This window comes from Rothia sp. P4278 (assembly GCF_048512945.1).
Classification (GTDB): Bacteria; Actinomycetota; Actinomycetes; order Actinomycetales; family Micrococcaceae; genus Rothia.
Window position 1 is genome coordinate 607,337 of sequence record NZ_JBLXXU010000002.1, and the last position, 11,564, is coordinate 618,900.

At 57.1% G+C, this 11,564-nt stretch carries 10 protein-coding genes; 8 read left to right on the forward strand and 2 right to left on the reverse strand.

Translation table 11 applies throughout. The features are described 5' to 3' along the window. The first annotated feature begins 90 nt into the window (after window positions 1-90). The 7 genes from ACN085_RS06895 (at window position 91) to ACN085_RS06925 (ending at window position 8,039) form a co-directional block, all read left to right on the forward strand. Entirely contained in the window at window positions 91-1,506 is a 1,416-nt protein-coding gene (locus ACN085_RS06895; protein WP_419098896.1) for an aldehyde dehydrogenase family protein, read from the forward strand. Window positions 1,507-1,771: 265 nt separating this feature from the next. Then, window positions 1,772-3,103, forward strand: coding sequence for an MFS transporter (locus ACN085_RS06900; RefSeq protein WP_419098895.1), 1,332 nt, complete (start codon window positions 1,772-1,774; stop codon window positions 3,101-3,103). 176 nt (window positions 3,104-3,279) lie between these two features. Beyond that, complete coding sequence (locus tag ACN085_RS06905) at window positions 3,280-4,488, forward strand: thiolase family protein (RefSeq protein ID WP_419111019.1); 1,209 nt, start codon at window positions 3,280-3,282, stop codon at window positions 4,486-4,488. 62 nt (window positions 4,489-4,550) lie between these two features. Then, window positions 4,551-5,249 (forward strand): enoyl-CoA hydratase/isomerase family protein, encoded by a 699-nt coding sequence (locus ACN085_RS06910; protein WP_419111053.1) that lies wholly within the window; start codon window positions 4,551-4,553, stop codon window positions 5,247-5,249. Window positions 5,250-5,258: 9 nt separating this feature from the next. Next, window positions 5,259-6,125 carry a 3-hydroxyacyl-CoA dehydrogenase family protein gene (locus ACN085_RS06915; protein ID WP_419098893.1) on the forward strand — a complete coding sequence of 289 codons (867 nt, stop codon included), beginning with the start codon at window positions 5,259-5,261 and terminating at the stop codon, window positions 6,123-6,125. A 391-nt stretch (window positions 6,126-6,516) separates the two neighbouring features. Next, the gene (locus ACN085_RS06920) at window positions 6,517-7,242 is read left to right on the forward strand and encodes a hypothetical protein (protein ID WP_419111020.1); all 726 of its coding nucleotides are present in this window, start codon (window positions 6,517-6,519) and stop codon (window positions 7,240-7,242) included. Window positions 7,243-7,250: 8 nt separating this feature from the next. Further along, window positions 7,251-8,039 (forward strand): hypothetical protein, encoded by a 789-nt coding sequence (locus tag ACN085_RS06925; protein WP_419111021.1) that lies wholly within the window; start codon window positions 7,251-7,253, stop codon window positions 8,037-8,039. Window positions 8,040-8,122: 83 nt separating this feature from the next. Here ACN085_RS06925 and ACN085_RS06930 read toward each other — a convergent pair whose 3' ends face one another. After that, window positions 8,123-8,542, reverse strand: a complete 420-nt coding sequence (locus ACN085_RS06930; RefSeq protein ID WP_419104075.1) for a PaaI family thioesterase — start codon at window positions 8,540-8,542, stop codon at window positions 8,123-8,125. A gap of 146 nt (window positions 8,543-8,688) precedes the next feature. Here ACN085_RS06930 and paaZ point away from each other — a divergent pair, with 146 nt between their 5' ends. Continuing rightward, a complete protein-coding gene (gene paaZ, locus ACN085_RS06935) occupies window positions 8,689-10,770 on the forward strand; it encodes a phenylacetic acid degradation bifunctional protein PaaZ (protein ID WP_419111022.1) in 2,082 nt (693 codons plus the stop codon). A gap of 134 nt (window positions 10,771-10,904) precedes the next feature. Here the strand turns inward: paaZ and ACN085_RS06940 are convergent, their stop codons facing one another. Beyond that, window positions 10,905-11,531 carry a TetR/AcrR family transcriptional regulator gene (locus tag ACN085_RS06940; protein WP_419104073.1) on the reverse strand — a complete coding sequence of 209 codons (627 nt, stop codon included), beginning with the start codon at window positions 11,529-11,531 and terminating at the stop codon, window positions 10,905-10,907. Between the last annotated feature and the right edge of the window lie 33 nt (window positions 11,532-11,564).

Sequence of the window (11,564 nt, forward strand, 5' to 3'; positions counted from 1 at the left end):
GCCAAGGGTTGTGCGCTCCCCACCTAACGCAACCCTGCAGCCCAATCCCACCATGGATATAACTGTTCATACATAACTAAGGAGCTGACAGTGTCGTCACTACCCACCACCTACCAGGAACTTCTTGAGCGCGTCACCACCGGTGGCAGCCGAGAGGTTTTTGACCCGGCAACCGAAGAGCTCATTGGTCTTGCACCGGTGCAGGGCGAAGACGTCCTCAACGAGCTGGTCGAGAAAGCCCGGGCGGCCCAGCCAGCCTGGGGTGCCCTCTCGCACGCTGAGCGTAGCGACTACCTGATGAAGATGGCTGATGCCATTGAGGCAAGCGCCGAGCCGCTGGCTGAGCTCCTTTCCAGGGAGCAAGGCAAGCCCCTGAACGGACCTAACGCCCGTTTTGAGGTCGGTGGTTGCGTGGCCTGGACCCGGGCTACAGCCTCCTTTGCTATGGATGAGGAGGTCTTGGTAGATGATGAAGAGACACGGGCTGTCCTCAATTATCGGCCTATCGGTGTAGTAGGTGGCATTGGCCCCTGGAACTGGCCGCTGATGATTTCTATCTGGCAGATTGCCCCAGCCCTGCGTATGGGCAACACTATTGTGCTCAAGCCCTCTGAGTACACCACTTTGAGCGTGCTGGCCCTGGTAGAGATTATCAATACGGTCCTGCCCGAGGGAGTGGTCCAGATTATTGCCGCTGATCGCGGTGTCGGTGCAGCTATGAGCACCCACCCCGGCTTTGACAAGATTACTTTCACCGGGTCTACCGCTACCGGTAGAAAAATTGCTGCCTCGGCAGCAGATACACTCAAGCGGCTCACCCTGGAGCTTGGTGGTAATGATGCCGGTATCGTTCTTGATGATGCTGACCCCAAGGCTATTGCTGAAGGTCTCTTCTGGGGAGCCTTTATTAATACCGGCCAAACCTGCGCCGCTCTGAAGCGTCTCTACGTACCCGACTCACTCTATGATCAGGTCTGCCAAGAGTTGCTAGCTGTTGCCCAGCAGATGCCTATGGGTGTTGGTCTGGACGAGCAGAATGTTCTGGGGCCGCTTCAGAATAAGGCCCAGTACGATATTGTTGCTGATCTGGTCCAGAAAGCTAAGGACTCTGGCGCCCGTATTCTGCTGGGTGGGGATCCTGACGAGAGCGCCAAGGGTTTCTTCTACCCCACTACCTTGGTTGCAGATATTGATGGCGATAATCCTCTGGTGGTTGAGGAGCAGTTCGGCCCGGCTCTGCCGATTGTTCGTTACTCCACCCTGGAAGAGGCCATTGAGGAAGCCAACAAGCTGGATGTAGGGCTGGGCGCTTCGGTCTGGTCTCCTAATATTGAGCGGGCCCGCGAGGTTGCGTCCAAGATTGAGGCCGGTACCGTCTGGATTAATAAGCACGGCGCTATTGATCCCCGTATTCCTTTTGGTGGTATCAAGCAGTCTGGCTACGGCATCGAGTTTGGTGTTGAGGGGCTCAAGCACATGGGCCTGCCCCAGGTTATTTGCGAGTAGGGCGCCATCATTTTTTGAGGGCCCCGGCCTGTCTCCTTGTGGAGCGGGCCGGGGCCCTTGTGCACCGCGCGCCCACCCTATGAGGCAAACCTTCGGGTGAGGGCAGTCCGTCACCCTGCCTGACCTTATTTACTGACCAAATGGTAAAAAAATAGTGCGCCCCGGGTGTGCCAAGCCCAGTTTTCATATATGATTTCTTGCAAGGCACTGTGATGCCCGCCTCATAAAGGCCCCTGACTTGACCATGACACACAAGGAGACGCAGATGTCTTCACCCGCCACAGCACACAAAATAAATAAAGAAGAAAGAAAGGTCCTCGCCGGAACCCTCATTGGCACAACCATTGAGTGGTATGACTTCTTCATCTACGCCCAGGCAGCCGGCCTGATCCTGGCCAAACAGTACTTCACACCCGAAGGTGAGGACAACACCCTAGCCCAGATCGTCGCCTGGGCCTCCCTAGGTATCAGCTTCATCTTCCGCCCCCTGGGGGCAGTAGTAGCCGGGCATATCGGCGATAAGTTCGGCCGCCGCATCGCCCTGGTCCTGACCCTCCTGCTCATGGGGCTAGCAACCGTAGGTGTAGGCTGCGTACCCACCTACGCCCAAATCGGCATAGCCGCTCCCCTACTCATCGTCCTGCTGCGCATTATTCAGGGCTTCTCTGCCGGTGGCGAATGGGGCGGTGCGGCCCTCATGTCTGTAGAACACGCCCCCCGCCACCGCCGCGGCTTCTTTGGCTCCTTCCCACAGATTGGCGTGCCCCTGGGCATGATTCTGGCAACCCTGGTCAACCTGCTCCTCAACGCCATCCTCACCGAAGAACAGTTCTTAAGCTTCGGTTGGCGCATCCCCTTCTGGTCCTCCATCATCTTGATTTTGGTTGGCTTCTACATCCGCCACTCGGTTGAGGAATCCCCCGTCTTCAAGGAGATGCAAACCCTCAAGAAGAAGGAATCAGCACCCCTGAAACAGCTCTTCAAGAGCAACAAGCGTGAGGTCATCCTGGCCGCCTTAATCTTTATCGCCAACAATGCCGCAGGCTACCTGGTGATCGCCTTCTTTATCTCCTACGGCGTCAAGAACCTGGATATGAGCCGTGGACAAGCCATGACCGCAGCCATCATTGGTGGCCTCAGCTGGCTTATCTTCACCATGGTGGGCGGCTGGATGTCTGATACAGTGGGCCGCGTTCGAACCTTCCAAATAGGCTATGGTCTTATGGCCCTGTGGGCTATTCCCATGTGGTTCCTGATTGATAGCGGCAACTTTGCCCTCTTCACCCTGGCCATCCTGGTACTTACCCTGGCCCTGGGCCCCTCCTACGGCCCCCAGTCCGCTATGTATGCTGAGATGTTCCCTGCCTCCGTCCGTTTCTCAGGTATCTCCATTGGCTATGCCATCGGTGCGATTCTCGGCGGTGCCTTTGCCCCCATGATTGCAGAGATGATTCTCAAGCAAACCGGCCAGTCCTGGATTATTGGTCTCTACATCGCCCTGCTAGCGGTCGTCTCCCTGATTGCCGTCAGCAAGGTACCTCGAGGGATCCAGGAGATAGATTTGCACCCAGCAGATGAAAGCTCCCGGGTTCACTAAGTAACACTTGAGCACAGTAACCGCCAGCCCCCGACCAGAGGGCTGGCGGTTGGCTTTAAGACCGCCCAGCACCCAACCACAAGACTTGACCTAAGTCACATAAAATGACAAGATTTATTGAACGATTGGTCAGTTATTTGGCTCTATGACTCATGCCTTCTCACAAAGGAGTAAGAATGTCCCAGACACCCCAGGCCTATCTCGTGGGAGGCTCCCGCACACCCGTTGGCAGGTATGGAGGCGCCCTGTCCTCCATCCGGCCCGATGATCTGGCCGCCCTGGTCATCAAAGACCTCGTCGAGAAGACCGGCATAGACCCCGCCACTATCGATGAGGTCATCCTGGGCAACGCCAACGGCGCAGGTGAAGAAAACCGCAACGTTGCCCGCCTGGCCTGGCTACTGAATGACTACCCCGATACCGTCCCCGGGATTACCGTCAACCGCCTCTGCGCCTCCGGCATGAGCGCCATTACCCTAGCGGCCCAGATGATTAAGGCAGGGGAAGCTGACCTGGTCATAGCAGGCGGCACCGAGTCCATGTCGCGGGCCCCATGGGTCATGGAAAAACCGGCAACCGCTTTCACTAAGCCCGGCCAGGTTTTTGATACCTCTATCGGCTGGCGTTTTATCAACCCGGCCTTTGCCAGCCGTGACAAGTTCACCTACTCCATGCCCGAAACTGCTGAGGAAGTAGCGCGGCAAGAGGGCATCAGCCGGCAAGACTGCGATGCTTTCGCCCTCCGTTCCCATGAGCGCGCCCTGGCAGCTATCAAGGACGGTCGTTTCCGTGACGAGATTGTCCCTGTCACCGTCCGGGATCGTAAGGGGCGCGAAACCCTTGTTGACACCGATGAGGGGCCCCGCCCAGGCACCAGCACAGAGGTGCTGGCCTCCCTGCGCCCGGTAGTGAGCGGTGGGTCAGTAGTAACAGCAGGTAATTCGTCCTCCCTCAACGACGGTGCTTCTGCAATTTTGGTTGCCTCCGAGGCCGCCCTCGAAAAGTACGGGCTGACCCCGCGCGCCCGCGTGGTGACCGGTACCAGCGCCGGTCTTGCCCCCGAAATCATGGGCCTAGGCCCGGTCCCCGCTACCGAGAAGGCGCTGGCACGTGCAGGCTGGTCTGTAGCCGATCTTGACGCTGTAGAACTAAACGAAGCCTTCGCCAGCCAGTCCCTTGCCTCCATGCGTCGCCTGGGCCTCAACGAAGAAATCGTTAACAAGGACGGTGGGGCTATCGCCCTGGGCCACCCGCTGGGATCCTCCGGCTGCCGTATCGTCATCACCCTCTTAGGTCGCATGGAGCGGGAGGAGGCCCAGCGTGGCCTGGCAACCATGTGTATCGGTGTAGGCCAGGGCGCGGCCCTGCTACTTGAAAGGGTCTAAGCGTGTTTGAACATTTCACCGCCCTCACCCTTGAGGAAAGCCAAGATCGCCTGCTGGTACGCATGAACCGCCCCCAGGTACGTAACGCTATTGACGCAACCATGGTCGCTGAGCTCCACGAAGTATGCGCCTATCTGGAAAACACCCCCAAGATTCTGATTCTGACCGGCTGCCAGGTAGAGGGACGGGGCATTTTTGCCTCCGGTGCCGATATCGCCCAGTTGCGTGAACGCCGCCGGGACGATGCCCTGCGCGGAGTTAACTCGCAGATTTTTGACCGCATCCATAAGCTCCCCATGCCGGTCATTGCCGCTCTTGACGGCTACGCCTTAGGCGGCGGGGCGGAGCTGGCCTACGCCGCCGATTTCCGGCTGGGCACCCCCTACATCAAGATGGGTCAGCCAGAAACCAACCTGGGCATCATTGCCGCCGCAGGTGGTTTGTGGCGGCTCAAAGAGCTGGTCGGTGAGCCGGTGGCCCTGGAGATCCTGCTGGCCGGGCGTATCCTCAATGCCCAGGAGGCCCTGGATTTGCACCTGGTCACAGAGCTGCACGAACCGGATGACCTGCTCCCCGCCGCGCACGCCCTAGCCGACCGCATAGCCGCCCAGGACCCCCTGGCTATTCGCGTCACCAAACGGGTGTTTGCCGCCCCCCGGCAGGCCCACCCGCACATTGATGAGCTAGCCCAGGCTATCTTGTTTGAATCCCAGGCCAAGTTTGACCGTATGCAGGCCTTTTTAGACCGTAAAAAGAAGTAGAGGTGTCCCATGACCGAAATTCACGAACTTAAAGTACCCGCCCGCGTAGGCGTGCTGGGCGGCGGACGCATGGGTGCCGGCATCGCCCACGCCTTCCTGCTGGCTGGGGCGCAGGTTCTGGTGGTGGAGCGTGACGAGCTCAGCGCCCAGGCCGCCCGCGAGAGGGTCGAACGTGACCTGGCTAAGTCGCTAGAGCGCGGCACCTTCGATGGCAATTTGGATGAACTGACCGAACGTTTGAGCCTCTCTCTGAGCTACGCTGATTTTTCTGACCGCCAACTCGTCGTAGAAGCCGTACCCGAAAACTGGGACCTGAAAGTCTCGGCCCTGCGCGCGGTAGAGGAAGAGCTTGATGAAAGCGCATGGTTGGCCTCTAATACTTCATCGCTGTCCATTGATGGGCTGGCAGAATCACTAGAACGGCCAGCTCACTTTATTGGCCTGCACTTTTTCAACCCCGTACCGGCTTCACAACTGGTGGAGGTAGTGCAGTCTAAGCATTCCTCCGATGAACTGAAAACCCTTGCACGCACCTGGGTTGAGGGCCTGGGCAAGACCCCCGTGGTGGTCAATGACGCCCCAGGGTTTGCGTCATCCCGCCTGGGTGTGGCTATCGCCTTGGAGGCTATCCGCATGGTTGAAGAGGGCGTAGCAAGCCCTGAGGATATTGATAACGCTATGGTGCTGGGCTACAAGTTCCCCATTGGTCCGCTGGCTTTGACCGATGTGGTGGGCCTGGATGTGCGCCTGGGTATTGCTGAGTACCTGGAATCGCAGCTGGGTGAGCGTTTCGCACCCCCGCAGCTCATGCGCGACATGGTGGCCCGTGGCGAGCTAGGCCGTAAAAGCGGTAGGGGCTTCTACGACTACAGCTAGGTGCCTGCCCTTACACTGGGGCCCGGTCTTCGAGAAGCCGCAACAAGTCAGCTTCCGGAGAACCGGGCGGGGCTGGCGCGTCTGGGCATCCATCTTTCCAGCGGGGCACCCATTTTATGGACCCGGCAGGAATTTGCCGGACCCGCCCGGCTACTTACTGTGCTAAACCCTCTATACTATAATCTTGTCACCCGCTTAAAGACCTCTATTGATTACACTCACTACTCCAGACGCCACTTACCGGATACTAGCCCACAAAAAGCTAGGTAGAACGGAGTGCTTAGCTAAACACATTTAGCTATATTTTATATAGCATGGGAACATCTCAATATTTTTATGAATGTATAATCACTAGAATCAAATACAGCACAGTTAACAACCAAGGATCAACATGAAAACGAACATAAAGATTGTACTCTCACTTGGACTCACCAGCGCCATGCTTCTAGCCGGGTGCGGGGCAACCAAAGCTAGCAATAACGAACCGACAGCAACGGCAGAGAGCAGTGCCACCGCTTCTCAGCAGGTCATTCAATCACCAACAACAGCTGAACCCAGCTTATCGACAGAGGCCACATCTCCTTCGAGCTCTGCTAGCAGCATCTCAAACTACGAAGCACAGAACTCTCCCTCAGCAAGCGACAACATCAAGTTGAGTGGACCTTCAGACTCTATGGTTTTAGATGACTTTGCCGCACACAGCAATGGCTGGAAAGACGGGACGTTTTCTGTTGCTGGTGAAACAATGACCGGAATCGGAACAAAACTAGATCAGTGCATCGAAGCACCTCAAACAAATGATTTAGGGAATGGCTTTAGTCACGGCGAAGAAACTCTTCGACTAAATTTGGGTCATAAATATAGTTCCCTCAAATTTAAAGCGGGCCAAAACATTGGATCCCAATCCATGGATCAAGTTCTTGCAATTAGAATTACCGATGGAACTAAGCAAATAGGTGAGATACACACTGTTCATTTTGATGAAATTACACCCATCGAAATTGATACCACCAACCGAAGTGTTATTTTTATTCAGATGTACATTCAAAAAACAGGGAGCAATAGCTGCTCTAGCAAGTCCATTGAGCCGGTAATTTACAACGTAAGCCTATCCTAGATTAATCCATGCCTAATTTTTTTACTAAGCACTGTAAGAAATTAATAACAGCCATTGTACTCCCCCTTGCCGGAATCTCCATTGCAGTCTCTTTTAACCTTATCTCTATTACTCTTTCTCCACATTTTAATATTGCAGTGACAGCGGGTGAGCCTCGCACCACACAAGGTTCCTCGAGTAGCCAACTGCCCTCAGCAGAGTCGCTAGACAGCATCGCCCCCGCTGTAGATAGCAAGGACTTAGCAGTCGGGACATGCCTTAATGCAGGGTCCGCTGCCCCTTGTGACACCACCCATAATCAAGAAGTGGTCTCCCAAAGAGATACTTGTTCTATGGATCATTTCTACACTTATACCGCAGGAAATAAGGAGTACGACATTCCTGCCCCTGAGGTATCTGTAGAAAAATCCAATGAATCCTGTATTGCAACTTTTCCTGCAAGGAGTTCGTCCATTAAGAATATTTGGAATATTTTGAACTATTCGCCTGAGATTGACCCCCTGCGTGCATGTTATGCAGGCAGTCAAGCTTCACAAAAAATAGTAAGTTGCGGCCAGCCCCACTTAGGTGAGGTTGTATACCAACAAGCTGACTCAGCCTCTGAGTCACTCAATTGCGAAGATCGAGCCAATAGCTATATGGGCACATCAACGTATATGTGGCGTGATGATTTGAAGGTGGTTGACCCTGCGCCGGTATTGAACGGTTCTCGGTACTGCATTCTAGAAACTCGCAATAACAAACCCCTGGAAAGCCAGCTAAGAAATCTCAAGATTAATAAAATAATTACTGGCTAGTAAAAATAACCAGCGGGGCACCCATTTTATGGACCCAGCAGAAATTTGCCGGACCCGCCCCGGCGGGCTACTTTATAAAGAAACTACCCCTTGATGAAGTTGGTGATTCGCAGGGTGCAGAGCCGGTCCCCGCTCTCCTGGTGGGTGATGATAACTTCGTGGGTGGTCAGCGAGCGCCCCAGGTGGATGGCCTGCGCTACTGCGCGCACGGTACCGGCCCGGGAAGATTTGTGGTGGGTGGCGTTGACATCTACACCTACAGCGACCTTGCCCATGCTGGACGCGTGAATAACGGCTGCCCAGGAGCCCACGGCCTCGCCCAGGGCAAGCATGGCTCCACCATGCAGTAGCCCCAGCGACTGACGGTTCCCCTCAATGGGCATAGTGGCGACAACCCGCTGAGCCGACTCTTCGAGTACTTCCACACCCAGTTTTTGATCCAGCTCCCCCAGCCTAATCTTCCAGAGTTCCGCCTGGTCGGCGGGGCGTGCATCCTGAGTCATGCTTTTGTTTTCCTTTCTGCCCGGCGGGCTGGGCACTTTCTTTCAAGTGTGATGTGAACTATAGTTTATAGCAATAACTGAACGCTCGGTCACTTATTTGCCGGGCTGTCCCTAGCGTTACCACCTGACCGAGCAAAGGAACCCCCATGACGAGCACTGCCCCTCTAGTCCCCAGCTTCATCAAGGGTAACTGGTGGGTGCCCCAAAACCCCTCCAAGGCCCAGGACGTCCTCAAGGCCGTCACCGGTGAGGTCATCTACCGGGTTTCCACCGAGGGCATCGACACCGCCGGGGCCATCGACTACGCCCGCACCGTGGGCCAGGCCAACCTCAGCGCACTAACCTTCCATGAACGCGCCCTGATCATCAAAGAGCTGGCCCTGCACCTGGGCAAGTACAAGGAGGAACTCTACGCGCTCTCCTTTGCCACCGGCGCAACCGCCCGCGACCACTACATCGATGTAGACGGCGGTATTGGCACGCTCTTTACCTTCTCGTCCAAGGGCCGCCGGGAACTGCCCAACGCCCAGGTCATTATTGATGGTGCCCTGGAACCGCTCTCACGCGATGGCTCCTTTATCGGTGAACATATCTACACCACCCTGCCCGGTGTTGCGGTAGAAATTAATGCTTTCAACTTCCCCATCTGGGGGATGCTCGAGAAGTTCGCCCCTGCCTTTATTGCCGGGATGCCCACCATTGTTAAGCCAGCCACCCCCACCGGCTATGTTACTGAGGCCACGGTGCGCATCATGCTGGATTCCGGCCTGCTACCGGAAGGGTCCCTACAGCTTATTTCTGGCTCTGCCCGCGATCTGCTGGATCATCTGGACTACCGGGATCATGTTGCTTTCACCGGTTCAGCTGCCACAGCGCAGACTCTGCGTTCCCACCCCAGCGTCCAGACTAAGGGACTGCACTTTACTGCCGAGACTGATTCACTCAACGCCGCGATCCTAGGCCCCGATGCAAGGGCTGATACCCCGGAGTTTGAGGCCTTCATTAAGTCGGTCATGGTGGAGATTACCGCTAAGGCCGGTCAGAAGTGTACGGCTATCCGCCGGGTGCTGGTCCCGCAGGGACGTGCCGGTGAGGTCGTTGAAGCTCTTGCCGCTAAAATTTCGGGCCGCGTTGTAGTGGGCGATCCACAGGCTGAGGGCGTGACCATGGGTTCCTTGGCTTCACCCGAGCAGAAAGCGGAGGTCAGCGCAGCGGTAGAGCGGCTGGTTGCCGCAGGCGGTCAGGTCGCCTTCCAGGGGCAGGCCCCCGAGGGCCCCTCCTTCTACCCGGTGACTGTGCTGACCTTTGCTGATGCTCGAACCCCTGAGGTTCACGCGGTAGAGGCTTTTGGGCCGGTGACCTCCGTACTTGAGTACCAGGATGTAGCGGAAGCGGTGGAGCTGGCAGCCCTGGGCGCTGGTTCCTTGGTTGCTACAGTCTGCACCCACGACGATGCTGTGGCCCGCCAACTGGCTTTGGGCATTGCCGCCCACCACGGGCGTGTACTGATTCTAGACCGTGAGGACGCTAAGACTTCTACGGGGCACGGCTCCCCGGTGCCTCATCTGGTTCACGGTGGGCCGGGCCGGGCCGGTGGCGGTGAGGAGCTGGGAGGTGTGCGCGCTATCAAGCATTACATGCAGCGCACCGCCCTTCAGGGCTCACCCAATAAGCTCACTGCCCTGACCGGGGTCTGGCATAGCGGGGCGGATGCTCGCACGGTGACTCGTGCCCAGGTGGAGGCCGGGCAGGGGGTCCACCCCTTCCGCAAGTCTCTGGCGGAGCTGGAGATCGGGGATCAGTTCGCTTCTGACCTGCGCACGGTGACCCTGGAGGATATCACGGCGTTCGCGCAGGAAACCGGGGATATGTTCTACGCCCACACCAATGAGCAGGCAGCTACCGCTAACCCCTTCTTCCCGCGCAGGGTGGCTCACGGCTACCTGCTGGTTTCGTGGGCGGCAGGCCTCTTTGTGGACCCTGCACCGGGCCCGGTACTGGCTAACTACGGCTTGGAGAATCTGCGCTTTATCACACCGGTCACCTACGATGACGCTATCCGGGTGACACTGACCGCTAAGAAGATTACTCCGCGCGTTACCGACGACTACGGCGAGGTCACCTGGGACGCTGTTCTGCACAATCAGAAGGACGAAGTCGTCGCCACCTACGATGTGCTCACCCTGGTCGCTAAAACCTGGCCTATGCAGGAGATGAGCGAGGACTAAAAACTCTCAGTACTAGAGACGGGAAACGGGAGGGGCCGGTTGCACAAGACCGGTGCCCCTCCTAGCTCTTAGCTGGGATCGTGAGGTAACGAATACTCAGTTTGACTACTTTCTTTCCCCTTCTAGCTTGGGCCTTAAGGTTCAACCGCAATGCCCCGGAAGGCCATGTCGACTACGGCGTCGGCCAGGGCCTCAACATCCCCTCCGCGATCCGGGTCGTACCAGACCGCCAGGGAGTTAATCATGCCGAAAATCAGGCGGGCCAGGGTGCGGGCGTCCGCGCTTTCCCTCACCTGCCCCGCCTGCTGGGCCGCCGCGACCAGGGCGGCGAGGCGCACGGTCAGGGCACGGCGCTTATCCAGGGCCGCCTCTTGCACCGGGGTGTTGCCCTTGAGCCTGAGGAGCAAGGTGACCGAGGGCAGGTGTTCAGCGAGCACAAAGACGGTTTGACGGACCACAAACTCTAGGCGCTCTCTGGGGTCAGCTTCTAGCACCTCACCGGCTTCAAAAACCTCTTCGAGGGCATCGAGGGCCCGGTCCAGGGCCGTGCGCAGGATCTCCTCTTTGGATGTGACATGGTGGTAGATTGCGCTCTTAGTCAGCCCCAGCCGTTTAGCCAGCATGTCCATGCTGGTGGCGTCGTAGCCGTGCTCGTTGAAAGCCTCAACGCAGACCCGCAGTACCTCTTGGCGGTCGTAGCCGGGGCGGCCTCGTTTGACACGGGCACCGGTCTGAGTGGTGACGGTAGGCTGAGCGCTCACGGGTGGTCCTCTCACATCAGCAGTAGGGAGCCC

Bases quoted from the DNA above. Each gene is read 5' to 3' on its own strand.
- ACN085_RS06930 (WP_419104075.1), bottom strand. From the start codon at position 8,542: ATGACTCAGGATGCACGCCCCGCCGACCAGGCGGAACTCTGGAAGATT.
- ACN085_RS06925 (WP_419111021.1), top strand. From the start codon at position 7,251: ATGCCTAATTTTTTTACTAAGCACTGTAAGAAATTAATAACAGCCATT.
- ACN085_RS06920 (WP_419111020.1), top strand. From the start codon at position 6,517: ATGAAAACGAACATAAAGATTGTACTCTCACTTGGACTCACCAGCGCC.
- paaZ (WP_419111022.1), top strand. From the start codon at position 8,689: ATGACGAGCACTGCCCCTCTAGTCCCCAGCTTCATCAAGGGTAACTGG.
- ACN085_RS06905 (WP_419111019.1), top strand. From the start codon at position 3,280: ATGTCCCAGACACCCCAGGCCTATCTCGTGGGAGGCTCCCGCACACCC.
- ACN085_RS06900 (WP_419098895.1), top strand. From the start codon at position 1,772: ATGTCTTCACCCGCCACAGCACACAAAATAAATAAAGAAGAAAGAAAG.
- ACN085_RS06915 (WP_419098893.1), top strand. From the start codon at position 5,259: ATGACCGAAATTCACGAACTTAAAGTACCCGCCCGCGTAGGCGTGCTG.
- ACN085_RS06910 (WP_419111053.1), top strand. From the start codon at position 4,551: ATGAACCGCCCCCAGGTACGTAACGCTATTGACGCAACCATGGTCGCT.